The organism is Streptomyces sp. NPDC094147 (assembly GCF_044764265.1).
GTDB lineage: Bacteria > Actinomycetota > Actinomycetes > Streptomycetales > Streptomycetaceae > Streptomyces.
Window position 1 is genome coordinate 36,901 of the sequence record NZ_JBIWHT010000010.1, and the last position, 21,582, is coordinate 58,482.

At 71.6% G+C, this 21,582-nt stretch carries 25 protein-coding genes; 16 read left to right on the forward strand and 9 right to left on the reverse strand.

The window, feature by feature from the left end; all coding sequences use genetic code 11:
• Positions 1 to 162: 162 nt before the first annotated feature.
• The gene (locus ACIQ8J_RS17285; RefSeq protein ID WP_403272529.1) at positions 163 to 546 is read left to right on the forward strand and encodes a VOC family protein; all 384 of its coding nucleotides are present in this window, start codon (positions 163 to 165) and stop codon (positions 544 to 546) included.
• A 264-nt stretch (positions 547 to 810) separates the two neighbouring features.
• On the opposite strand, the gene pdxH is transcribed toward ACIQ8J_RS17285, so the two are convergent.
• The gene (gene pdxH, locus ACIQ8J_RS17290; RefSeq protein WP_403272528.1) at positions 811 to 1,467 is read right to left on the reverse strand and encodes a pyridoxamine 5'-phosphate oxidase; all 657 of its coding nucleotides are present in this window, start codon (positions 1,465 to 1,467) and stop codon (positions 811 to 813) included.
• Positions 1,468 to 1,746: 279 nt separating this feature from the next.
• On the opposite strand from pdxH, the gene ACIQ8J_RS17295 reads away from it, so the two are divergent.
• A complete protein-coding gene (locus ACIQ8J_RS17295) occupies positions 1,747 to 2,856 on the forward strand; it encodes a citrate synthase 2 (RefSeq protein WP_403272527.1) in 1,110 nt (369 codons plus the stop codon).
• A gap of 109 nt (positions 2,857 to 2,965) precedes the next feature.
• On the forward strand, positions 2,966 to 3,160 hold the full coding sequence (locus ACIQ8J_RS17300) for a hypothetical protein (RefSeq protein WP_403272526.1): 195 nt from the start codon (positions 2,966 to 2,968) through the stop codon (positions 3,158 to 3,160).
• Positions 3,161 to 3,619: 459 nt separating this feature from the next.
• Here ACIQ8J_RS17300 and ACIQ8J_RS17305 read toward each other — a convergent pair whose 3' ends face one another.
• Entirely contained in the window at positions 3,620 to 3,751 is a 132-nt protein-coding gene (locus ACIQ8J_RS17305; RefSeq protein ID WP_403607852.1) for a hypothetical protein, read from the reverse strand.
• A gap of 310 nt (positions 3,752 to 4,061) precedes the next feature.
• Here ACIQ8J_RS17305 and ACIQ8J_RS17310 point away from each other — a divergent pair, with 310 nt between their 5' ends.
• Genes ACIQ8J_RS17310 through ACIQ8J_RS17325 form a run of 4 tightly spaced genes read left to right on the forward strand, consistent with a single transcriptional unit; the run spans position 4,062 to position 7,432 of the window.
• Positions 4,062 to 4,598 carry an RNA polymerase sigma factor gene (locus ACIQ8J_RS17310; protein WP_403272364.1) on the forward strand — a complete coding sequence of 179 codons (537 nt, stop codon included), beginning with the start codon at positions 4,062 to 4,064 and terminating at the stop codon, positions 4,596 to 4,598.
• On the forward strand, positions 4,582 to 5,322 hold the full coding sequence (locus tag ACIQ8J_RS17315; RefSeq protein ID WP_403272365.1) for a hypothetical protein: 741 nt from the start codon (positions 4,582 to 4,584) through the stop codon (positions 5,320 to 5,322). Before ACIQ8J_RS17310 ends, ACIQ8J_RS17315 begins: the two co-directional genes overlap by 17 nt.
• Positions 5,323 to 5,344: 22 nt before the next feature.
• Positions 5,345 to 6,400 (forward strand): ROK family protein, encoded by a 1,056-nt coding sequence (locus ACIQ8J_RS17320; protein ID WP_403272366.1) that lies wholly within the window; start codon positions 5,345 to 5,347, stop codon positions 6,398 to 6,400.
• Between the two features lie 21 nt (positions 6,401 to 6,421).
• Positions 6,422 to 7,432 (forward strand): ROK family protein, encoded by a 1,011-nt coding sequence (locus ACIQ8J_RS17325; RefSeq protein ID WP_403272367.1) that lies wholly within the window; start codon positions 6,422 to 6,424, stop codon positions 7,430 to 7,432.
• On the opposite strand, the gene ACIQ8J_RS17330 is transcribed toward ACIQ8J_RS17325, so the two are convergent.
• Together ACIQ8J_RS17330 and ACIQ8J_RS17335 are read right to left on the reverse strand one after the other, a co-directional pair.
• Positions 7,425 to 7,721 carry a DUF397 domain-containing protein gene (locus ACIQ8J_RS17330; RefSeq protein ID WP_403272368.1) on the reverse strand — a complete coding sequence of 99 codons (297 nt, stop codon included), beginning with the start codon at positions 7,719 to 7,721 and terminating at the stop codon, positions 7,425 to 7,427. The two genes, ACIQ8J_RS17325 and ACIQ8J_RS17330, sit on opposite strands and share 8 nt — an antisense overlap.
• Positions 7,718 to 8,554 (reverse strand): helix-turn-helix transcriptional regulator, encoded by an 837-nt coding sequence (locus tag ACIQ8J_RS17335; RefSeq protein ID WP_403272369.1) that lies wholly within the window; start codon positions 8,552 to 8,554, stop codon positions 7,718 to 7,720. The genes ACIQ8J_RS17330 and ACIQ8J_RS17335 overlap by 4 nt, the downstream gene beginning before the upstream one ends.
• Positions 8,555 to 8,709: 155 nt before the next feature.
• Here ACIQ8J_RS17335 and ACIQ8J_RS17340 point away from each other — a divergent pair, with 155 nt between their 5' ends.
• Positions 8,710 to 9,129: a hypothetical protein gene (locus tag ACIQ8J_RS17340; RefSeq protein ID WP_403272370.1), complete on the forward strand. Its 420-nt coding sequence runs from the start codon at positions 8,710 to 8,712 to the stop codon at positions 9,127 to 9,129.
• On the opposite strand, the gene ACIQ8J_RS17345 is transcribed toward ACIQ8J_RS17340, so the two are convergent.
• The 3 genes from ACIQ8J_RS17345 to ACIQ8J_RS17355 are packed head-to-tail and all read right to left on the reverse strand — an operon-like array spanning position 9,111 to position 11,362.
• Entirely contained in the window at positions 9,111 to 10,658 is a 1,548-nt protein-coding gene (locus ACIQ8J_RS17345; RefSeq protein ID WP_403272558.1) for a serine/threonine-protein kinase, read from the reverse strand. The two genes, ACIQ8J_RS17340 and ACIQ8J_RS17345, sit on opposite strands and share 19 nt — an antisense overlap.
• A 24-nt stretch (positions 10,659 to 10,682) precedes the next feature.
• Positions 10,683 to 11,126, reverse strand: a complete 444-nt coding sequence (locus tag ACIQ8J_RS17350; protein WP_403272371.1) for a PIN domain-containing protein — start codon at positions 11,124 to 11,126, stop codon at positions 10,683 to 10,685.
• Positions 11,123 to 11,362, reverse strand: a complete 240-nt coding sequence (locus ACIQ8J_RS17355; RefSeq protein WP_403272372.1) for a ribbon-helix-helix protein, CopG family — start codon at positions 11,360 to 11,362, stop codon at positions 11,123 to 11,125. The genes ACIQ8J_RS17350 and ACIQ8J_RS17355 overlap by 4 nt, the downstream gene beginning before the upstream one ends.
• Before the next feature lie 144 nt (positions 11,363 to 11,506).
• On the opposite strand from ACIQ8J_RS17355, the gene ACIQ8J_RS17360 reads away from it, so the two are divergent.
• From ACIQ8J_RS17360 to ACIQ8J_RS17375, 4 genes are all read left to right on the forward strand, one after another.
• A complete protein-coding gene (locus ACIQ8J_RS17360) occupies positions 11,507 to 12,868 on the forward strand; it encodes an aspartate aminotransferase family protein (RefSeq protein ID WP_403272373.1) in 1,362 nt (453 codons plus the stop codon).
• Between the two features lie 91 nt (positions 12,869 to 12,959).
• Entirely contained in the window at positions 12,960 to 13,631 is a 672-nt protein-coding gene (locus tag ACIQ8J_RS17365) for a GntR family transcriptional regulator (protein ID WP_403272374.1), read from the forward strand.
• Positions 13,628 to 16,039 carry a dolichyl-phosphate beta-glucosyltransferase gene (locus ACIQ8J_RS17370; RefSeq protein ID WP_403272375.1) on the forward strand — a complete coding sequence of 804 codons (2,412 nt, stop codon included), beginning with the start codon at positions 13,628 to 13,630 and terminating at the stop codon, positions 16,037 to 16,039. The genes ACIQ8J_RS17365 and ACIQ8J_RS17370 overlap by 4 nt, the downstream gene beginning before the upstream one ends.
• 173 nt (positions 16,040 to 16,212) lie before the next feature.
• The gene (locus ACIQ8J_RS17375) at positions 16,213 to 16,863 is read left to right on the forward strand and encodes a hypothetical protein (protein ID WP_403272376.1); all 651 of its coding nucleotides are present in this window, start codon (positions 16,213 to 16,215) and stop codon (positions 16,861 to 16,863) included.
• 32 nt (positions 16,864 to 16,895) lie between these two features.
• On the opposite strand, the gene ACIQ8J_RS17380 is transcribed toward ACIQ8J_RS17375, so the two are convergent.
• Positions 16,896 to 17,630 carry an SLATT domain-containing protein gene (locus ACIQ8J_RS17380; protein WP_403272377.1) on the reverse strand — a complete coding sequence of 245 codons (735 nt, stop codon included), beginning with the start codon at positions 17,628 to 17,630 and terminating at the stop codon, positions 16,896 to 16,898.
• Between the two features lie 318 nt (positions 17,631 to 17,948).
• Here ACIQ8J_RS17380 and ACIQ8J_RS17385 point away from each other — a divergent pair, with 318 nt between their 5' ends.
• From ACIQ8J_RS17385 to ACIQ8J_RS17395, 3 genes are all read left to right on the forward strand, one after another.
• Positions 17,949 to 18,284, forward strand: coding sequence for a YbaB/EbfC family nucleoid-associated protein (locus ACIQ8J_RS17385; RefSeq protein WP_399054133.1), 336 nt, complete (start codon positions 17,949 to 17,951; stop codon positions 18,282 to 18,284).
• Between the two features lie 121 nt (positions 18,285 to 18,405).
• Positions 18,406 to 19,005 (forward strand): recombination mediator RecR, encoded by a 600-nt coding sequence (gene recR, locus ACIQ8J_RS17390; protein ID WP_403272378.1) that lies wholly within the window; start codon positions 18,406 to 18,408, stop codon positions 19,003 to 19,005.
• A 32-nt stretch (positions 19,006 to 19,037) separates the two neighbouring features.
• A complete protein-coding gene (locus tag ACIQ8J_RS17395; RefSeq protein WP_403272379.1) occupies positions 19,038 to 19,697 on the forward strand; it encodes a DUF5063 domain-containing protein in 660 nt (219 codons plus the stop codon).
• A 33-nt stretch (positions 19,698 to 19,730) separates the two neighbouring features.
• Here ACIQ8J_RS17395 and ACIQ8J_RS17400 read toward each other — a convergent pair whose 3' ends face one another.
• The gene (locus tag ACIQ8J_RS17400) at positions 19,731 to 20,573 is read right to left on the reverse strand and encodes a helix-turn-helix transcriptional regulator (RefSeq protein ID WP_403272380.1); all 843 of its coding nucleotides are present in this window, start codon (positions 20,571 to 20,573) and stop codon (positions 19,731 to 19,733) included.
• A gap of 269 nt (positions 20,574 to 20,842) precedes the next feature.
• On the opposite strand from ACIQ8J_RS17400, the gene ACIQ8J_RS17405 reads away from it, so the two are divergent.
• On the forward strand, positions 20,843 to 21,394 hold the full coding sequence (locus ACIQ8J_RS17405; protein WP_403272381.1) for an RICIN domain-containing protein: 552 nt from the start codon (positions 20,843 to 20,845) through the stop codon (positions 21,392 to 21,394).
• Positions 21,395 to 21,582 lie beyond the last annotated feature (188 nt).

The following is a 21,582-nucleotide window of genomic DNA, read 5'->3' on the forward strand; positions in this document are numbered from 1 at the left end:
ACGTGGTCGCCGCTTCACGCGGCCGACGCGCGGACTACGCACGTCGGATCATTCAACTCGAACGTGACGCAGCCCACACCGGGTTCCCCGAAATCCCTTGTCCCGTACGGCGGTTACCGGCCTCTGGACACCCCTCCCGGCCGGGCATGCATAGTGGCGTCCATGACATCTCTCGTACGCCACGTCACGATCGACTGCGCCGACACCTATCGGCTCGGCACCTTCTGGGCCGGGGTCCTCGGCGGCACCCTCGCCGAGGACGACCAGGACGGCGACCCCGAGGTGACCGTCAACGCCGACGGGATCGCCCTGCTCTTCATCGCGGTGCCCGACGTCAAGGCGGTGAAGAACCGCGTGCACCTCGACCTCCAGCCGCAGGACCGCAGCCGCGACGAGGAGGTCGAGCGCCTCCGCTCGCTCGGCGCCACCCTCGTCGCCGACCACCGCCGCCCGGACGGTACGGGCTGGGCCACGATGGCCGACATCGAGGGCAATGAGTTCTGCGTGGAGCGCAGCGCCGAGGAGCGGGCGCGCACCACCCGATAAATGGGTTGAGGGCCGTCGGGGGCCTGCCTAATGTGTGGTGCACACGAGAAGGGAGGTGGTTTGACAGATGTATGCAAACCGGACGCGTGAGGTGACTGCGGGCTAACGGCCTGCCGTCTCACTCTGTGCGGGCCGGCATGTCGCCGGCCGAATTCCCAAGCAGTCACCGACCCGCGGGCTCGCCGGTACGTCCGGCCGGCTCCTCTCCGGAGGAACCCGAGCCCGCGGGTCTCTGCATGCCCGCCGGGTTTCGGACGCCGGCCCTCAGGGCGAGAGCCGCTCCACCCGCCAGGCGCCCTCGGCCCGGACGTACCGCAGCCGGTCGTGGAGGCGGTTCTCGTGGCCCTGCCAGAACTCGACGGTTTCGGGCGTGATCCGGAAGCCGCCCCACTGCGGGGGGACCGGGACCTCGCTGCCTTCGGGGTGGCGGGCCGCCAACTCCTCGTAGCGCGCGGTCAGTTCGGCCCGCGAGGCGATCACCGTCGACTGGGCGCTGGCCCAGGCGCCGAGCCGGGAGCCGTGCGGGCGGGTGCGGAAGTAGGCCTCGGTCTCCTCGCGCGCGACCCGGGCCGCGCCGCCCGTGACGATGACCTGGCGGGCCAGCTGGTGCCAGGGGAAGAGCAGCGAGGCGTGGGGGTTCGCGGTGAGCTCGGCGGCCTTGCGCGAGCCGTAGTTGGTGAAGAAGACGAAGCCGCGTTCGTCGTAGGACTTCAGGAGCACCGTACGGGTGGAGGGGCGGCCGTCGGCGGTGGCGGTGGCGACGACCATCGCGTTGGGCTCGTGCAGCCCGCCGGCCACGGCCTCCTTGAACCAGCGGCCGAACTGCTCCATGGGCGTGGCGGCCAGATCCTCCTCCGCGAGGAGGGTGGTGCGGTACTGCTCGCGCATCGCTGCGGGGTCCGGGTCGGTCACGGCAACCATCCTGCCGCACCGCCGCACCGCCGCACCGGCCCGGCGGGGGTGCAGTGTGCCCGCGCGGGCGCGGCACCAACCGTCCAGTGGTGCATTGGGGCGGTGTGCCGGATGTCACGCTTCCCCGTGTCGTCGGGACCCGCCAAACTCTGCGCTGGGCCACTGTGGCCTCCATACACGCGGTGGTCCCGCGGTGGGGTTTCGGCCCGCCGTACGGGGCATCACCGAGGGACCCGGGGCAGCACCGCCCACCCGCAGCCCGTCGCACCCATGATGAGGAGCCGCCTGATGTCCGACTTCGTACCCGGACTTGAGGGAGTCGTCGCGTTCGAGACGGAGATCGCCGAGCCGGACAAGGAGGGCGGCGCCCTTCGCTACCGGGGCGTCGACATCGAGGACCTGGTCGGTCACGTCTCGTTCGGGAACGTGTGGGGGCTGCTGGTCGACGGGGCGTTCAACCCCGGCCTGCCGCCCGCCGAGCCGTTCCCGATCCCCGTCCACTCCGGCGACATCCGGGTGGACGTGCAGTCCGCCCTCGCCATGCTGGCGCCCGTGTGGGGCCTCAAGCCGCTGCTTGACATCGACGAGCGGACCGCCCGCGACAACCTCGCGCGGGCCGCCGTCATGGCGCTGTCGTACGTCGCCCAGTCGGCGCGCGGGCAGGGCCGGCCGATGGTGCCGCAGCGGGAGATCGACAAGGCGCAGTCGGTGGTCGAGCGCTTCATGATCCGCTGGCGCGGCGAGCCGGACCCCAAGCACGTCAAGGCGGTGGACGCGTACTGGACGAGCGCCGCCGAACACGGCATGAACGCCTCGACGTTCACCGCCCGCGTCATCGCCTCGACCGGCGCGGACGTGGCGGCCGCGCTGTCCGGCGCGGTCGGCGCGATGTCGGGGCCGCTGCACGGCGGGGCGCCGTCGCGGGTGCTCGGCATGATCGAGGAGATCGAGCGGACCGGCGACGCCACCGCGTACGTGAAGCAGGCCCTCGACAACGGCGAGCGCCTGATGGGCTTCGGCCACCGGGTCTACCGCGCCGAGGACCCGCGCGCCCGGGTGCTGCGCCGCACCGCGCGCGAGCTGGGCGCGCCGCGCTTCGAGGTGGCGGAGGCCCTGGAGAAGGCGGCGCTGGACGAGCTGCACGCCCGGCGGCCCGACCGCGTGCTGGCGACGAACGTGGAGTTCTGGGCGGCGATCGTGCTGGACTTCGCGGAGGTCCCGGCGCACATGTTCACGTCGATGTTCACCTGTGCGCGGACGGCGGGCTGGTCGGCGCACATCCTGGAGCAGAAGCGCACGGGCCGCCTGGTGCGCCCGTCGGCGCGCTATGTGGGCCCGGGTGCGCGGGACCCGCGGGAGATCGAGGGCTACGCGGACATCACGAATATCTCGGGCTGAGTCGAGTCGCACACTCGGGTGGCGTACCGCACGGTCGCTCGGCGCGACAGCTCCTGACGATCGGCCTAGCGTCGGAATGTCAGATTTACCGCCGGAAGTGGAGTCGACCGTGACCATCGTCCGACGCGTGGCCCTCGTGGTCTCGCTCTCCGCCGCCGTGATAGTCCCCGTCGCCGCGATCGCGCAGGCTGCGCCTCGCGTCGCGGCGACCCCTTCTTTCCATGATCGCGATCACGGCGGCGGCTGGCACCACCGGTGGCACCACCGTCACGGCCTGCTGGGCCTGGGGATCGGCCCCCTCTGACCGAGGGCCGATCCGTACGGCACGGGCGCGGGGGGGGCGCGCCGCCGGGCGGGGGGGGGGGGGGGGGGGGGGGGGGGCGGGGGGGGGGGGGGGGGGGGGCCCCCCCCCCCCCGGGGGTCTGGGGCGCAGCCTCAGGGCTCAGCCTTCTCAACCCCGAGTCATGGGCGGGCGGTTGGGCACACTCCTGGGGGTCCGAGGGCGAAGTCCCCGCAGGGGGTGCAGGGGGCGGAGCCCCCGTTGGGGTTCGAGGGGCGGAGCCCCTCGGGGGGTCTGGGGCGCAGCCCCAGGGCTCAGCCTTCTCAACCCCGAGTCACGGGCGGGCGGGTGGGTAAACCCCCGGGGGGCCGGGGGTGGAGCCCCCGAGGGGTCGGGCCTTCCCAACCCCGAGTCACGGGCGGGTGGGTGGGCAACCCCCCCGGGGCGGAGCCCCCCAAAGGCCCCCACCCCGCGCAGCGCGTCTCACCGGCCCCCGGCGAAGAACAGCCCCGCCACCACCAGCGCCAATGCGCCCGCCAGCGCGGCGACCACCGCCGAGGACGTCAGAACGTACACACCCCCAATGCTCGCCGTCACGCCATTGACCAGTGCCACGACCTCCGTAGGACTGGGGCGCTTCACACGCTTCGCACGCTTCACGCGTACGGAGCCGGAACGGGACTTGCGCCTCATCACTGCCTCACCTCTCTGCGGAGCGGGTCGGGTTGAGCGGGTTTACAGAGAGGTGGCCGAAGACCCCCCACCCCGTGCAACCGCCCATCCGTGCAACCGCGTTGCGCCCCAACCCCCTCCGGGCACACGGGAGTTGACCCCGCCAACGAAATCCGCCCCGCCGCGCAGCGCATTGCACGGATCCGCCCCCCGCCGCCCCCTATAGGTGACCAACCATCAAGGAGGTGGCCGCGTGAGCCCCGGTCCGGTGGATTACGACGACTTCTTCCGCGCGGAGTTCCCAAGGACCGTCCGCTACCTGATGCGGGCCGGAGCCGCCTTCGAGGAGGCCGAGGACTCCGCGCAGGAAGCCATGAAGGCGCTTGTGCACAAGTGGCCGGGGTGCGAGCACCCCGTCGGCTGGGTCCGCACCACCGCCTGGCGCGCGTACCTCAGGAAGGCCGAACGCGACCGCAAGCGCGTCGCCCTGGAGTCCCTGAACGCCCGCCTCGCACCCCCCGCCCCCCAGCACCACACCGACCACAACCCGGACGAGCACGCCCAGGTGCTGAAGCTCCTGCGCGAACTCCCGCCCCGGCAGCGCGAAGTACTCGCCCTCGCCCTGGACGGCTACGGCACGGACGAGATCGCCGAGCTCCTCGACCTGAAGCCCGGCACCGTCCGCAGCAACCTGCGCCACGCCCGCGCCGCCCTGCGCGGCGCCCTGGAAAACCACCCCGAAACCGACCCTCACCCCCAAGAAGGAGGTCCGCATGCCCAGCAGGGATGAGCAGGGTCTCGCGACAAGCCGGCCCCATCCGCAGGCCCCCGCCCCGGGAGACGCGGTCCTTCAGCTGCACCCGGCCTTCGACCGCTTCCTGCGATCCGTCGACACCGAGGTCGAGAGCAGGATCACCGACGACGAGCTGGAACACCGGCTGCGCCAGATCAAGGAGACCCCGGCCGTGCACGGGGCCCCGCCCCCGCCGCCCCGCGTCCACGAGCTGGCCACCCGCGTGGAGTGGGCCGCGTACGGCTACCACGTCGTACGACTCTGGCTGACCGCCATGGCGGCGGCAACAGGCCACCACGCGGCCGCACTTGGCCGGGACGACATAGACCCCCTCGCCGTCGAGACCGTCGCCCGCGCCGTCAACAGCTTCCGCGACCGGACCGTACGCCCGGACCGCCTGCCGGAACCGGCCGCCGCCGGGCCCGAGCCGAGGGCGGAGTTCCTCGCGGAGTGCGTGCGCCACCTGCCGTACGCCCAGCGCAGCCGCAGGCTGATGGGCGAGCACATCCCGTACGACGAGTTCGAGGACGCGGACGAGGTGGAGATCGTTCAGGCGCTGTACGGCTGCGTGGCCCCCGGTCGCGCGGACACCCTGCGCCGGGTGGCCGGTGAGGAGGACTGGCCGGGCCAGACCGAGGAGGTCATCACGCTCACCCCGATCGCGATCCGCGCCGCCGCCCAGCGCTACCCCGAGGCCGTCGACCCCACCTCCATGCCCTGAACCACCCCGCGCAAGGTGACACATGAACGCGAACGACGACGCCAAGGTGCGGCAGATACTCCGCCGCAGTTACGAACTCGACCACGGGCACTTCGCGATCGGCATCGAGATCCAGCCCTACAAGCTGGTCGGTGTCCTCGCCGAGACCGACGGCAGAGTGATGGCACGCTCGCGCCGGGACCTGACCGACATGGACCCGGACGAGGTCGTCAAGCACGCGGCCGAGCTGGCCGGGCAGTTGGCGGCGGCCCGGCTCGGCTGCGGGTTCCCGAGGAGCAGACTCTGTCTCGGCGTGCAGGTCGGCGGTCCCGTCGACCCGGACACCGGCATGGTCCTGCACCTCCTGAACGCGCCCGACGACAGGGGCAGGGACCGCCCGCCGCCCTACGAGTGGGTGGACTTCCCGCTCGGCCCCGAGCTGGCGTCCGCGTTCGGCTGCGCCACCGCCCTGGAGAACGACGCGCACGCCTTCGCCGCGTACGAGCAGCGGCTCGGCGTGGGCGCCGAGTGCGCGACGTTCGCGGTCATCCTGATCCGTGACGGCGTGGGAGCGGGCGTGGTCGTGCGCCGTGAACGCCTCGCCGTGCCCATCGAGTTCGGGCACTTCCAGGTGTGGCCGCGCGGGCGGGCCTGCGACTGTGGGATGCGCGGCTGCATCGAGAGCCAGCTCGGCAACCGCGCCATTCCGGCGGTGGTCAAGGAGCGCACCGGACGCGAGCTGGACGGACTGGAGGCGGCCATAGCGCTCGCCGACGGCGGCACCGCGCAGGCCAACGAAGCGATCGCCGCGTTCCGCAAGGCCGGGGTCTCGCTGGCCCGGGGCATCGCGACGCTGCTCACCACGTTCGGGCCGAGCCAGATCGTCATCTACGCCGCCAAAGATCTCATCACCGAAGGACCGGGCCACCGCGCGGCCAACGCCTTCCTGCGCGCGCTGCGGAACTTCCCCGACCACACCTTCCAGATCAGCCGCAAGTGTCACATCGTCACCAAGCCGCTGGACGCCGTACGGGGTGCGCAGGGCGCCGCTCTGATCGCGCTGCAGAACTGCTTCGGCATCCAGCTCCAACCTCGCTAACCCCCGCTAGGAGCACACCGCATGGGCTCTTCTCCCACCCCCCACGAGCGCCCCGCGCGCTCCATCGGGCTCGATGTCGGAGGTACGAAGATCGCTGCCGGAGTCGTGGACGCCAAGGGCCAAGTCCTGGAACGCGTACCGCAGTTGCCCTGCCCGGCGGACGATCCCGAGGCCGTGCTGCGGACGGCGGCCCGGCTCATCGACGGGCTGCGCGACCGCCACCCCGGCGTGGTCGCCCTCGGTGTCGGCGCGGCCGGACTGGTCAGCTGGCCCGAGGGCCGCATCCGCACCGCCCCCAACAGCGCCTACCGCGACCTGCCGTTCCGCCAGCTGCTTGAGGACTCCACCGGCCTGCCGACGGTGGTCGACAACGACGCCAACGCGGCGTGCTGGGCGGAGTACCGCATGGGAAACAGCGCCCCCTACATGGCGTTCGTCACCGTCGGTACGGGTGTCGGCGGCGGGCTCGTCCTGGACGACCGGCTCTTCCGGGGCCGCACCGGCATCGGCACCGAGCTCGGCCACATGATCGTCGACCCGCGCGGCGATCAGCGCTGCGGGTGCGGCACGATCGGCTGCCTGGAGCCTCTTGCCTCGGGCCCCGCACTCGGCCGGTACGGCAGCGCGGCCGCCGCCGCCGACCCGGGCGGGCTGCTCGCCACCCTCGCGGGCGGCCCGTCCCGGGTGACCGGCGAGACCGTCTCGGCGGCCGCCCGCGCCGGAGACCCCACCGCCCGCGCCCAGTTGGCGCGCCTGGGCCGCTGGCTCGGCATCGGCATCGCGACGCTCGTCAACCTCTTCGACGTCGAACTCGTCGTGATCGGCGGCGGAGTGGCCGACGCCGGTGACGCACTCCTCGCCCCGACCCGCCGCAGCTTCGAGCGCTACGTCACGGCCCGCTCCCACCGCCAACTCCCGCCCATCAGGCCCAGTTTGCTGGGCCCCGGCGCGGGCTGGATCGGCGCGGCACTGCTCGCGCTCGACGCCTACGACGAGAACGCGCTGCGCGGCAGCCGCGCCGCCCTCAACTGACCGACGCCAAGAACGCCGTCCACGCCCGGGAAGCGACAGAGAAGGAGGGCCCATCGGCCACCTTCGAGTCGCGGACGTGGACGGCTTGCGGGCAGGGGGCCACCTCTACGCAGTCGCCGCCGCCACTGTCGCTGTACGAGGACTTGCGCCAGGGGAGGGCCACCTCTACGCACTGGCCGCCGCTGTCGTCGCTGTGCGACGACTTGCGCCAGTCAAGCGCCACCTCCAGGCACTGGCCGCCGCTATCACTGCTGTAGCTGGACTTGAACCACCGCAGGGTGTTGCTCATCTCTGCTCTCCTGCCAACTGCTCGATGAGGCCCAGCGATTCGCGAGGACCCAGGGCCTGTGCTCGGATCTTCGCATAGCGCTGGGCGTACGTACTCACCTTTGCAGGGTCGGAGATCAGCAGGCTCTCGTCCTGCGGTTCCAGGTAGACGAGGCGGTCGTGCTCCGGTGTCTCCACCAGAGTGATGCCGCCGCGAGCTCCGGCGTATTCACCGTCCAGACCGCAGTTCAGCGGGACTACATCGAGCGTGATGTTGCGCCTACGCATGCATGCCGCGAGGTGCAGCAGCTGTCCTCGCATAATTTCTGGGCTGCCGATGCCCCTTCGCAGCACCGACTCCTCCACGATCAGCTCGATCGAAGCGACCGGATGCCTGTCGAAGAGCGCCTGCCGTTCCATGCGGGCCTGGACCAGTTCTTCGACCCGGTGCTCAGGCAGCGGGGGGTAGCCCCCACCGATCAACGCCCGCGCGTACTCCTCCGTCTGGAACAGCCCGTTGATGACCAGCGTCTCGTACATCTGGAGCACCACCGCGGTCTGCTCCACGCGCGCGAAGTCCTTGAACTGCTCCGGGTACTTCTCCAGCCGTACGGACGTCCGGGCGTCCTCGAAGATGTCCATTCCGTCGCCGAGGACCCGCTCCAGCTCAACCAGCATCTGGTCGCTGGCGGGCTGGGCCAGGGTTTCCATCGCGCTAACCGCAGCCCCCGAGAATCCGAGCTCGCCTCCCAATTGCTCCTGCGTCCACCCCTTCCGAACGCGCAATTTGCGGGCCAGATTGGCGACCATCTGCGCCGTCGGTCCCGCCGTCACCTTGTTTTCCGCTCGTGCCATTACGATCACGCTCCGACTCAACCGGTCTCAACCGGTCACAACTCAACCCCGCCGAATTCGACTCGCTGCAAGGGGAGTTGGGGCTGGTCAACGGCTGCCCGACGGTCCCCACGCGGCCATGGAAAACGCTAGCGCCGCAACCCGAAAATGTCCTCGTGGATACGCAAAAATACGAAGTAAACCTCAATTGGATCCCGCTCACCGGGCACCAACTCCGAAAAGCGGGCGTGCAATTCGACGCCGTGCGGATCGACGGTGAAGGCGGGCTGCGGACGGCCGATGCGCTGGAGAGGCTGACCGGGGGTGATCCGGGTCCGGTCGTCGCGGAGGCGAACGGGCAGCGGGCAGTGTACTTCTTCGTCGCGCCCGGCAGCACCTCGCACCGGGCCTGGCCCGTCGGGGTCACGCTGTTCAACTCCGGTACGAACAGCGAGAGTTACGTGCCGGTCCCGGCGCTGACGGGGCACACCTGGCCGCTGTGGTGGCGGTGCCTGCCGTCCGGGCCGGAACGGTTCGTGCACACGCTGCTGCTGCGGTCCGTGGTGACGCTGCTCGGTCAGTGGCCCTTCGTGTAGTCGAGGAATTCGGCGGTGCCGAGGGTCTGGCGGTGCAGTCGACCGTCGGGCAGCAGCGTGATGGCGCTGGGCTTTCCGGGGTTGCAGGCGCCGGTCGAGCCGGGGCCGACCTCGGAGGGCCCGATCTGGAGCGGGCCGTCGGGCGATGCGGGTGCCTGTGTCAACTGGGCCCGGAAGACGCAGTGGTAGCCGCTGCCGTCGGCGGTGAGCGTGAGCACCGTGTCGCCGACCCGGCCCGGCTGGATGACCAGGCTCCGGGTGTTGCCGCCCGCGATGGTGGCCGACCAGGTGCCGAGGAACTGCTGCGGTATGCCGTCGGGTATGTCGGGGGACATGGGGTGGCTCGAACTGGCTGTGGGGGAAGGGGAGTTGGGGAGCGGTTGGGCGGCTCCCCGGTCGCCCTGCGGTCCGGGTCCGCCGTTCATGTACGCGTACACCGACCCGCCCGCGCCGACCGCCACCACCAGCGCCACCGCGATCAGCGCCGCCGTGGACCTCGCGCTGCGGCGGAGCGGCGGATCGGGGGCGTACGGGTCGTACACCGGCGGCGGACAGCCGTTCGGGGAGGGCGGCACGGGTGGTGGGGCGGGGGCGGGCGCCGGGGAGTCTGCGGTGGTGTCAGGAGTCTCCGTGTCGAGCAACTGCATGGCGTGGCTGCCCAGTTCGGCCACCAGGGGAGCGGGGAGCCACGGGGCGTCGGGGTCCTCGTGGACGCGTTGCAGGATGCGGTCGGGGCCGGGGCGGTCCGCCGGGTCCTTGTGCAGGCAGTCGCCGATCAGCTCGTGGAGCGACTCGGGTACGCCGTCGAGGTCGGGCGGCTCCTGCGCGATCCGGAACATCAGCGCGTGCACCCCGCTCGCCGCCTCCCCGAACGGCAGCCTGCCGCTCGCCGCGTACGCCAGGACCGAGCCGAGGCAGAAGATGTCGCAGGCGGGGGTGATCTCGTCGCCGCGCACCTGCTCCGGCGCCATGAAACCGGGCGAGCCGACGAGCGCGCCGGTCCGCGTCAGACCCCCGTCGGTGCCGGCCTCCAGAGCGCGGGCGATGCCGAAGTCGATGACGCGGGGGCCGTCGATGGTGATGAGGACGTTGGAGGGCTTGAGGTCGCGGTGGACGATCCCGGCGCCGTGGATGTCCTTGAGCGCATGGGCGAGGCCGCGCGCGAGGATTCGTACGGAACGCTCGGGCAGCGGGCCGTGCGGGCCCGCGACGACGGACTGGAGGGAGGGGCCCGCGACGTAACCGGTCGCGACCCACGGCACGGCCGCCTCGGTGTCGGCGTCGAGCACGGGCGCCGTCCACGGCCCGGCGACCCGCCGCGAGGCCGCCACCTCCTGCCGGAACCGGCTCCGGAACTCGTCCTGCTCGGCGAGCTCGGCCCGCACCAGCTTGACGGCGACCGTACGCCCGCGATCCGAGCGCGCGAGATAGACCTGCCCCATCCCGCCGCCGCCGAGCCGCCCGAGCAGCCGGTAGCCCCCTATCCGCTCCGGATCCCCCGGCCCCAAGTTCCCCGATATCCCGGACATCCCCACGCCGACCGAGCCTCCCGCTCAGAGGTCGTTCAGGTCGTCAGGCAGCAGCTGGAACGCCTTGTGACCCGTGAGCGGCCGCAGAGCGCGGAAGTCCCGGCGGTCAAGCGTCAGGATGCACGCGGTCTCGTACACCTCGGCCAGCACCACGTTCACGGCGTCGGCGAGATCCAGGGTGAGTGCGCTGTAGCGGTCCTGCACCCCGCGCGCCTTGCGCAGTGTGTCGGAGGAGATTTCAGGTACGACCACCCGTAGGGTGCGCTCCTGTTCCAGCAGCCAGTCGTTGACCGCATGCGCTGCCCGCCGGTCGACATTCCGGGTGGTGATGTGCTCGATCTCCATGAAGACGAGCGGGGAGACCACCGTCGCCGAAGCGCGCCGGAGCGCGGTGCGTGCCGCCCCGTGCTCCGGATCCGACACGTTGAGGGCCGCGACCAGGCCCGAGGTGTCGCCGATGACGATCAACGCTCGCCCGCCACCGCGTCACTGACAGCCGCGTCGATGTCCTCCGCCGAGACAGGCCCGCCGAAGTCGACGCTGGGGATGTCCCACTCCTCCTGCCAGCGGCGGGATCGCAGGGCAGCGATGTGGAACGCCTCGCGGAAGTACTCCGCCTCGGACCGTCCCTCACGCTCGGCCGCCTCCTTGATGGCCCGGAGATCCTCTTCGTCGACCATCACCGTCGTCTTCTTCAAAGCCATGGGGTTATGGTACCTCCGCCATAACCCCGTGGGCGGTGTTCTGCGTGTGACCGCCGGGCACCCCGACACCTTGCCGAGCCCCGCGCGCCAACGTGGACAGGGTGGCCATGGCCGGTCCCACCTGGGGCTCCCTACTCTGGGGGCATGACCCCTCAAGGCATCCCCGATCCGCAGGCGGGCGCGGCTGTGAAGGCCGCCGACCGTGCGCACGTGTTCCACTCCTGGTCCGCCCAGGGCCTGATCGACCCGCTCGCCGTGGCCGGCGCGGAGGGGTCCTACTTCTGGGACTACGACGGCAACCGCTACCTCGACTTCACCAGCGGCCTCGTCTTCACCAACATCGGGTACCAGCACCCGAAGGTCGTCGCCGCGATCCAGGAGCAGGCCGCGACGATGACGACCTTCGCGCCCGCCTTCGCGGTGGAGGCGCGCTCGGAGGCGGCCCGGCTGATCGCCGAGCGCACCCCCGGGGACCTCGACAAGATCTTCTTCACCAACGGCGGCGCGGAGGCCGTCGAGAACGCCACCCGCATGGCCCGCCTCCACACCGGCCGCCACAAGGTGATGAGCGCCTACCGGTCGTACCACGGCGGCACCAGCACCGCGATCAACTTGACCGGTGACCCGCGCCGTTGGGCCTCCGACAGCGGCTCGGCGGGGGTCGTGCGGTTCTGGGCGCCGTTCCTGTACCGCTCGCCCTTCCACGCCACCACCGAGGCGGAGGAGAGCGCGCGCGCCCTCAAGCACCTTGAGGACACCATCGCCTTCGAGGGCCCGGCCACCATCGCCGCGATCATCCTGGAGTCGGTGCCCGGCACCGCCGGCATCATGACCCCGCCGCCCGGCTACCTCCTCGGCGTGCGCGAGCTCTGCGACCGGTACGGGATCGTCCTCATCCTGGACGAGGTCATGGCCGGGTTCGGCCGCACCGGCAAGTGGTTCGCCTGCGAGCACTACGACGTCGTGCCCGACCTGATGACCTTCGCGAAGGGCGTCAACTCCGGGTACGTGCCGCTCGGCGGCGTCGCCATCAGCCAGAAGATCGCCGAGACCTTCGAGCACCGACCCTTCCCCGGCGGCCTCACCTACTCCGGGCACCCCCTCGCCTGCGCTGCCGCCGTCGCCACCATCAACGTGATGGCCGAGGAGGGCATCGTCGAGCAGGCCGCCCACATCGGCGCCACCGTCCTGGAGCCGGGACTGCGCGAGATCGCCGAGCGGCACCCCTCGGTCGGCGAGGTGCGCGGCACGGGCGTGTTCTGGGCCCTCGAACTCGTCCGCAGCAAGGAGACCCGCGAGCCGCTCGTCCCGTACAACGCGAGCGGGGCGGACAACGCGCCGATGGCCGCGTTCGGCGCCGCGTGCAAGAAGAACGGGCTCTGGCCGTTCATCAACATGAACCGCACCCATGTCGTGCCGCCCTGCAACATCACCGAGGCCGAGGCCAAGGAAGGCCTCGCGGTCCTGGACGAGGCACTGACGGTGGCCGACGAGCACACTGTCTGAGCCCGTTCGCCACGGGCAGAACCCCGCTCTCCTTTGTCCGGTTTCCGGGCACACCATAGGGTGGCCCGGAGCCGGAGAAGGGGAGCGAGCCATGCCCGCGAGCGGAGCGGTCACCCGCAGCACTCTTCGACAGCAGATAGCGGACGCGCTGCGTGACGAGGTGCTCGCGGGGCGTATGCAGCCCGGAGTGGAATTCACGGTCAAGCAGATAGCCGAGCAGTACGGCGTCTCCGCGACGCCGGTGCGGGAGGCGCTCGTCGACCTCTGCGCCCAGGGCCTGCTCGACTCCGACCAGCACCGCGGCTTCCGCGTGCGGATGTTCTCCGTGGACGACTACAAGGGCATGGTCGAGGCGCGGGCGCTGGTGGTCGAGGGGATATTCCGGCGGGCTGCGGTCCCCGGCTCGCTCGAACCGTACGGAGCGGCCCTCGTGTCCGTACGCCGCCGCGGCGAGGAGGCCGCGCGGGCCGCCCGCAGCGGCGACCTGAACATCCTGGTCGGCTACGACCTGCGGTTCTGGCGGGAGCTCGGCGCACTCGCCGGGAACGCCTACATCTCCGACTTCCTGCACCGGCTGCGCATGCAGAGCTGGGTGTTCGCCGTGCCCTACCTGCGCGGCCACGGCGACCTCAGCGACTGCCTGTGGACCGGCCACGGCGAGGTGGTCGACGCGCTCGCCCGGGGCGACTTCCGGGCGGCGCAGGCCCTGATCGCCGTCTACAACGACGAGTCCCTGGCCTGGGCGGAGCGGCTGCCCCGGTGAACACCCACCAGGCCGGACAGGTCGAACTGAGCGTCGTCGTCCCCGCCTTCAACGAGGAGCAGCGCCTCGCGCCGACCCTCGAAGCCATCCGCTCCCACCTCGGCGACACCTGCGTCTGGGAACTGATAGTCGTCGACGACGGATCGACCGACGACACCGTCCGCGTCGCCCGCGAGGCCGCCGCCGGCGACCCCCGCATCAACGTCGTGGCCGGCGGCTCCAACCGGGGCAAGGGGCACGCCCTGCGGCTCGGGGTGCTCGCCTCCTACGGACGCCGGGTGCTGCTCACGGACGCCGATCTGGCCACGCCCATCGAGGAGTTGGACCAGCTCGCCAAGGCGATGACCGGCGGCGAGACGGCCGCCGCGATAGGCTCGCGCGCCCACCCCGACGCGAACATCGAGGTCCACCAGAGCCGGCTGCGCGAAACGCTCGGCCGGATGGGCAACCGCCTCATCCGGGCCGTCGCCGTCCCGGGCATCCGCGACACCCAGTGCGGCTTCAAGCTGTTCGACGGTGAGAAGGCGCGCGCCGCGTTCGCGGACGCCCGGCTCGACGGCTGGGGCATAGACGTGGAGATACTCCAGTTCTTCCGCCGCCGGGGCTGGGCGGTCGCCGAGGTGCCGGTGCGCTGGTCGCACCAGGAGGGTTCGAAGGTGGGCGCGGCGGACTACGGCAAGGTGCTGTGGGAGCTGGCGCGCCTGAAGGCGCGGACGGTACGGCGCGTGGACCTCGTCCTCGGCGCGCTGTTCCTGCTCTCCTCCCTACTCCTCTACAAAAACCTCTGGGCGGACCTCGGGCGGAGCTACCTCACCGACTCGATGCGGGACCAGAACCAGTGGGAGTGGTTCTTCGCGGTCACCGCGGACAACGTGGCCCATCTGCGCGACCCGCTGTTCACAGACGTCCAGAACTTCCCCGACGGCGTGAACCTGATGGGCAACACCCCGATGCTGGGCCTGTCCGTGCCGTTCACGCCGGTGACGCTGGCCTTCGGGCCGACCGTCACCTGGGCGCTGGTCCTCACGCTGGGGATCGCGGCGACGGCGTACTCCTGGTACTGGCTGTTCGCCCGCCGGGTGACCGAGAACCGCTGGGCGGCCGGGCTCGGCGGCGCGCTCGCGGCCTTCGCGCCGCCGATGATCTCGCACGGCAACGCGCACCCGAACTTCTGCGTCCTGTTCATGATCCCGCTGATCATCGACCGCGCGCTGCGCCTGTGCGAGGGCGGCAACGTCCGCCGCGACGGGGTGATCCTGGGCCTGTTCACCGTGTACCAGGTCTTCCTCGGCGAGGAAGTGCTGCTGCTCGCCACGCTGGGCATGGCGCTGTTCGCGCTGTCGTACGCCCTGGCCCGGCGCGACGTCGCCCGCGCGGCGATCCGCCCGCTGGCCAAGGGGACCGGGTACGCCCTCGGCGTCTGCCTGGTGCTGCTCGCGTACCCGCTGTACTGGCAGTTCGCGGGCGCGCAGAGCTATCACAGCGTGCTGCACGGCGACAACGCGGGCAATTCGCCGCTCGCGCTGATCGAGTTCGCCGGACGCTCGCTGATGGGCGACGACGCGACGGCGGACAAACTGGCCCTGAACCGCACCGAGCAGAACGCGTTCTACGGCTGGCCGCTGGTGGCGCTCGCTGTCGCACTGGTCGTACGCCTGTGGCGCCGGCCCGTGGTGAAGGCCCTGGCCTTCACGGGCGCGGCGGCCGCGCTCCTGTCCCTCGGCCAGAAGATCCGCATCCCGTACACCGACGTGGTGTTCCCCGGCCCCTGGAAGCTGCTCGCGCACCGCCCGCTCTTCGAGTCGGTGATCGAGGGCCGGGTCGCGATGGTCTGCGCACCGGTGCTCGGCGCGCTGGTCGCGCTGGCGGCGGGGCGCCTCGCCCTCAGCCGGGTCCGCGCGAACAAGGCGATCGGCTTCACGGCGATCGCCCTGGCGCTGATCCCGATCATCCCGACGTCGTTCCCGACGAACGCCCGCCCGGCGGTGCCGCACTTCATCGCGTCGGGCAAGTGGAAGCAGTACGTGAAGCCGGGGAAGTCGCTGGTCCCGGTGCCGCTGCCGGACCCGGGCTCGGCGGAGGCGCTGCACTGGCAGTCGGCGACGGGCCTGGGCTTCTCCGTCCCCGGCGGCTACTTCAACGGCCCCTGGGGCCCGGACCGCATCGGCATCTACGGGGCCTCCCCGCGCTGGACGTCGAACCTCTTCGGCGACATCCGCTCCGGCCAACCGGTCCCGGACATCGGCACGGCCTGGCAGACCCAGGCCCGCGACGACCTGGCGTACTGGAGAGCCGGAGTGGTGGTCCTGACCCCGCAGCCGAGGGCCCCCGAACTGTACGAGGCGGTCACCCGGCTGCTCGGGCGGCCGGGCATGAAGGTGGACGACGTCTGGATCTGGGAGATGTGACCTCCCGCGCCGCCGCCCGGCCCCGAGTAACGGCCGGACGGCTGGGTAAACCCCCGGGGCCGGGGGGATCCGGTCACCCCGCACCGGGAGTTGACCGGCACTCTTCGCGCAGAGTGCCCAGCGCACTACGCTGTCCCGACCATCGCACCAAACGAGTTGAGAGCGAGCCCGCTTTGGCCTGTGACCTGTGGCTGGTCCCCCTCGTCGACGTGCTGTGCCACAGCCCCGACAACCCGTTCGCCGAGGAGATCGCCTCGTACGACAAGGCGCTCGGCGACGCCGGGCTCCCACCGGTGCCGGTCTTCGCGTACATGCCGGGTCTGTCGGGCGATGTCGCCCCCGTGGCCGGGTTCGACTACGACGCCCTGCACTTCCTGCGCCGCGCCTATCTGCTCCAGCTGTGCGGCCTCGCGGTGACCCCGGTCGACGAACTCGGCGGCGACTACGAGCAGTTGCTCGAAATGTTCGAGCCGACCGCGCAGCAGTCGCACCTGGTGTGGCACTACGACCACGCGGGGGCGTACGTCCCGGTCGACTTCTGGGCGCCGCTGTCCAACGAGGAACTCCTCGCGGGCGGCGGCCCGCTCGGCTCCGCGCAGGGCCTGCTGCGGGAGCTGGAGTTCGTGGGGCCCGCGATCGGGATAGATCCGGCCAACCCGCCGTCCGCGCCCGCGCCCCCGGTCCGGCCCACCTCGCTGGAGGAACCGGCCGGCCCGATCCCGTACGACGAGAGCCCGTTCGCCCGCGAGCGGCACGTGTGGCTGGGTCTGCACGCGGCCGCGACCCGGAGCCTCGCCCAGGGCTCAATGATCATCTTCAGCTGAGGGGACACCCGGGCCCCGCGCAGCCGAACCCCCTACCGGGGCCCCTCAGGCGGCCGCTGCCGCGGCATGTTCGGCCGCGTCGCCGGCGGCAGGGGCAGGCGGCCGGTCCCGGGGGGCCCGTCCGTACGCGGGGCCGTCGCGCTCAGCGTCTGCATGACCAGCGGCGCGGGCCCCGAGCGGAACTCCACCATCCAGTCCGCCGTCTCCGAGCGGACCAGTTCCGTCACGTCCTCGGTGAACCGGCGCAGCAGCGCGAGGCAGCGCTCGGCCGCCTCGCTCGCGGTGCCCTCGGTGGGCCCGAGGACCTCTCGTACGCTCTCCGAGGCCCAGTCGAACTGCAGCGCCCCGAGCCGCCGCTGCACGGCCTGCGCGGTGGCCACGTCCCTTATCCAGCCCGAGGTGAGACCGAAGTAGCGGTCGCAGGCCATGCACGCCCCGCCGAGCAGCAGACAGAGGTAGCCCCACCCCGCGGCGCCCTTCAGACCGCCCGTCAGGTCGAGCAGCGGCAGCACGGCCCCCGCGATCGCGCCGCTCGCCGTACCGGCCCGCAGGGCGCGCGCGCCGCGGCGCTTCCAGAGCCGGTCGGCCAGGTACCAGTCCGCGGTGCGCAGCGCCCCCGCCTCGACCCACCGGTACAGCTCGTCGAGGCGCTCGGCGGGCTCGCCCCAGTCGCCGCGCGGAAACGGGCGCCCGGTCAGGTCGCCGGTCTCCCCGCCGGGCCGGGCCGGTCCCGGGGGCCCCTCGGGCTGCATCTCCGGCTGGCTCACCCGGCCGCTCCCTCCGCGCTGCTGCTGTGACCCTCTGTGACGTACAGGCACCTCGAAACCACGAGTGACGTTCGGGCGCCTGCGATGCGCGTGTGCGTACCGATGCGCCCGCCCGCCATTCCTTTTACCGCCGAATGGAGGGCCGAGCGGTCGATATCCCGGTATTTCCGCCCGGAAGTGGCCCTTGATCAGGTATAGGAACGTGCACCGCGTCACTCGAAAGAGTTGCGGAGCAGGGCGCCTGTCGACCACGTAGGCTCGGAGTGCCGAAAGCGACAGCGGAAATCGACCCTGTCCGACCGAAACCCGGAGTGAAACGTGATCCCTGGTGGTGGCCAGCCCAATATGCAGCAGCTTCTCCAGCAGGCCCAGAAGATGCAGCAGGACCTCGCCCGCGCCCAGGAGGAGCTGGCGGCGACCGAGGTCGACGGCCAGGCCGGCGGCGGTCTCGTCAAGGCGACCGTGACCGGCTCGGGCGAGCTGCGTGCCCTCGCCATCGACCCGAAGGCGGTCGACCCGGAGGACACCGAGACCCTCGCCGACCTCATCGTCGCGGCCGTGCAGGCAGCCAACGAGAACGCCCAGGCGCTCCAGCAGCAGAAGCTGGGCCCGCTGGCGCAGGGCATGGGCGGCATGCCGGGCCTGCCGTTCTAGCAGCCGGGCGTACCGGCGTACGCCCGCCCGGACGCAACACGTGCGCCTGCCCTACTGGGGCGGACGCACACCAACTACCGTAAGCATCAGAGCACCAGCGCGACCCACGAGAGGCGTTCCGTTGTACGAAGGCGTGGTTCAGGACCTCATCGACGAACTGGGCAGGCTGCCCGGCGTCGGTCCCAAGAGCGCGCAGCGGATCGCCTTCCACATCCTCCAGGCGGATCCGACCGACGTACGCCGTCTCGCCCACGCCCTCCTAGAGGTGAAGGACAAGGTCCGGTTCTGCGCGGTGTGCGGCAACGTGGCGCAGGAGGAGCGGTGCAACATCTGCCGCGACCCGCGCCGCGACGAGAGCGTCATCTGCGTCGTGGAGGAGCCCAAGGACGTGGTGGCGATCGAGCGGACCCGCGAGTTCCGCGGGCGTTACCACGTGCTCGGCGGCGCCATCAGCCCGATCGAGGGCGTCGGCCCGGACGACCTGCGCATCCGCGAGCTGCTCACCCGCCTCGCGGACGGCACGGTCACCGAGCTGATCCTGGCCACCGACCCGAACCTGGAGGGCGAGGCCACGGCGACGTACCTCGCCCGCATGATCAAGCCCATGGGTCTCAAGGTCACCCGGCTCGCCAGCGGCCTGCCGGTGGGCGGCGACCTCGAATACGCCGACGAGGTCACCCTGGGCCGGGCCTTCGAGGGAAGGCGGCTGCTCGATGTATGACGCCCACGCGGGGTACGAGGAAGGTCAACTCGATGTCTGACGCAACGCTGCACGCGACCACCCAGGACCCGGACTCCTTCGCGGTCCAGATCGCCGACCAGGTCGAGTCCTTCATCGTCGCGGTCACGGAAGTGGCCAAGGGCGACGAGCCCGACAGTGCCGTACCGTTCCTCCTCCTGGAGGTCTCCCAGCTGCTGCTCGCCGGCGGCCGGCTCGGGGCGCACGAGGACATCGTCCCCGACGAGCGGTACGAGCCGGACCTCGGCCCGGAGGCGGACGTGGACGAGCTGCGCGAGCGGTTCGCCCGCCTCCTCGAACCCATCGACGTGTACTCCGAGGTCTTCGACCCGTACGAGCCGCGCAAGGCGCCGGTGCCGTGCCGGATCTCCGACGACCTCGCCGACGTCGTCACCGACCTGCGCCACGGCCTCGCCCACTACCGCGCGGGCCGCACCACCGAGGCCCTGTGGTGGTGGCAGTTCTCCTACTTCTCCAACTGGGGCTCGACCGCCTCGGCCGCCCTGCGCGCCCTCCAGTCCCTGGTCGCCCACGTCCGCCTCAACCAGCCGCTCCAGGCGCTGGACGGCCTCGACACCGACGAGGACCTGACGGAGGACGCCCTGGAGGAGGAGGCGGGCCGCGTCATGGCCCAGGAACTCGCGGGTCCGCTGGGCCTGCGCGAGACCAAGTAGCCTTCCGGGCCGGTCGGTTGTACCCGAGCCGCGTCAAGTGGCTTCCCAGGCGGGGGAGTTGGTCCGTGCCCGCGTGGACCAGTTCATCGGGACGGCCAGGACCTGGGTCGGGGTGAGCCCCGTCGTCGCCTTGAAGACGTGGTTGTAGTGGGCCTGGTCGTGGAAGCCGCAGCGCTGCGCGACCAGGCACGGCGGCAGCCCGCTGTCCCGTAGCCGCAGCGCCGCCCTGAACCGCAGGACGCGGGCGATGGCGGCGGGTGAGCGCCCCACCTGTTCGCGAAAGCGGCGCTCCAGATGGCGGACGCTGCAATGCGTGGTGGCGGCCAGGTCGGCCACCGTGACCCGGCCCCGGTTCAGGACCAACTCCCGCCAGGCGCAGGAGACTTCGGGCGCGATGCGCGGGCGCGGGCCGGCGCCGAGCAGCAGGCCGAGGTGCTCGTCCAGGAGCCGGCACTGCTCCGGCCAGCCCGGCGCCGCCTCCAGCCGATCCGGAAGGTGGCGCAGGGCGGGCGGCAGCAGATGCGCCGGATCCAGGTGCGGTACGTCCCACTCGTACATCGGAATGCCGAACAGCCGGTACGCGCCCATCGGTGTCAGCCGCACCGCGACGCCCCGGACGCCGCCGTCGTGATGGCCCAACAGGGCCGTGGTGAAGGGGAGATCGGCCCGCGAGCGGCAGCTCACCGTACGCACGGGCTCGACGAGACCCACGATCTGCACCGGCACGTCGAACCCGAAGACGACGGTGCACGCCGTGTCCGGGAAGACCAGCCGGCGCTGCGGGCTGTGCGGGGGGTAGTGGTAGCCGAAGTAGCCGAGGACGTGCGGCCGCAGGCCGGGCACCGGCAGTCTGAAGCGGAGCGGCGGTGAGCCCATGGGAGACCCTTCAAAGGCCTTTCTGTCGTTGTGCGGACGCCGCGATGGTGCGCGCGCCGCCGCCCGCCCCACAACGAACTCCCGCGCCAATCAAGGCAGTTGGTGGCTCAATCGCACCTCTCATGGCAACGGACCCGTTAGCTCCGGATGCTGTCGCGTCCGTACAAAGACGGGGGGTGTCCGGCCGGTCCAGTGTGGTGACCGCCGAACCGGAGCCGCTCCGCTCACGGCCCGGCGAATCCGCCCGTCCCACCGACAAGGAGAAGCCCATGAACCTCCGTCAGCACTTCTCGTTCCGCGCGGCCCGGGTCACGGGGGTGTTCGCCGCCGCGGCGGCCCTGGCGTTCGCGGGCGCCGGTGCCGCTTCGGCCGCCACGCCGTCGGTCCCGGCCCCGGCCCCGTTGGCCCACTCCACCCAGCTCCACCCCGGCGCGCAGCCGGCCCGCGCCCTCGACTCGGGTGCGCTCAGGAACCTCAACACGGGCCGCTGCGTGGACGACAGCTTCGCCTACGGTCTGCGGGCCTTCGGCTGCAACGGCCTCAACTACCAGTACTGGGGCCTGTACGGCCAGTCCAACGGCAACTGGGTCATGCGGAACGGCAACACCGGCCGCTGCATAGACGACAGCTACGCCTACGGCCTGCGCTCCTTCGGCTGCAACGGCCTCGACTACCAGCGCTGGGCGATCTACTACAACGGCAACGGCACCCTGACCTTCCAGAACGAGAACACGGGTCGCTGCATGGACGACAGCGGCGCCTACGGCCTGCGCTCCTTCAGCTGCAACGGCATGGACTACCAGCAGTTCGTGGGCCAGTAGCCGACGGGCCCGCCCGTGGACCGAAGCCGCCCCGCCCAGCGGGGCGGCTTCGCCGTGCGCGCGGCAGGCGGGTGGGTGGCCGAGCCGGGTGTGGCGGACGTCGGGGCCTGGCGCAGGGCGCGGGCGGGGGCCCTGTGACGCCGCCCACAGTCCGCGTACGCCCCGGGGAAAAGGGCAGGCGGATGTCG

Coding starts and splice junctions, on each gene's coding strand:
- ACIQ8J_RS17285 (WP_403272529.1), top strand. CDS start 163: ATGACATCTCTCGTACGCCACGTCACGATCGACTGCGCCGACACCTAT.
- pdxH (WP_403272528.1), bottom strand. CDS start 1,467: ATGGTTGCCGTGACCGACCCGGACCCCGCAGCGATGCGCGAGCAGTAC.
- ACIQ8J_RS17295 (WP_403272527.1), top strand. CDS start 1,747: ATGTCCGACTTCGTACCCGGACTTGAGGGAGTCGTCGCGTTCGAGACG.
- ACIQ8J_RS17315 (WP_403272365.1), top strand. CDS start 4,582: ATGCCCAGCAGGGATGAGCAGGGTCTCGCGACAAGCCGGCCCCATCCG.
- ACIQ8J_RS17320 (WP_403272366.1), top strand. CDS start 5,345: ATGAACGCGAACGACGACGCCAAGGTGCGGCAGATACTCCGCCGCAGT.
- ACIQ8J_RS17325 (WP_403272367.1), top strand. CDS start 6,422: ATGGGCTCTTCTCCCACCCCCCACGAGCGCCCCGCGCGCTCCATCGGG.
- ACIQ8J_RS17330 (WP_403272368.1), bottom strand. CDS start 7,721: ATGAGCAACACCCTGCGGTGGTTCAAGTCCAGCTACAGCAGTGATAGC.
- ACIQ8J_RS17335 (WP_403272369.1), bottom strand. CDS start 8,554: ATGGCACGAGCGGAAAACAAGGTGACGGCGGGACCGACGGCGCAGATG.
- ACIQ8J_RS17345 (WP_403272558.1), bottom strand. CDS start 10,658: ATGTCCGGGATATCGGGGAACTTGGGGCCGGGGGATCCGGAGCGGATA.
- ACIQ8J_RS17355 (WP_403272372.1), bottom strand. CDS start 11,362: ATGGCTTTGAAGAAGACGACGGTGATGGTCGACGAAGAGGATCTCCGG.
- ACIQ8J_RS17360 (WP_403272373.1), top strand. CDS start 11,507: ATGACCCCTCAAGGCATCCCCGATCCGCAGGCGGGCGCGGCTGTGAAG.
- ACIQ8J_RS17365 (WP_403272374.1), top strand. CDS start 12,960: ATGCCCGCGAGCGGAGCGGTCACCCGCAGCACTCTTCGACAGCAGATA.
- ACIQ8J_RS17395 (WP_403272379.1), top strand. CDS start 19,038: ATGTCTGACGCAACGCTGCACGCGACCACCCAGGACCCGGACTCCTTC.
- ACIQ8J_RS17400 (WP_403272380.1), bottom strand. CDS start 20,573: ATGGGCTCACCGCCGCTCCGCTTCAGACTGCCGGTGCCCGGCCTGCGG.
- ACIQ8J_RS17405 (WP_403272381.1), top strand. CDS start 20,843: ATGAACCTCCGTCAGCACTTCTCGTTCCGCGCGGCCCGGGTCACGGGG.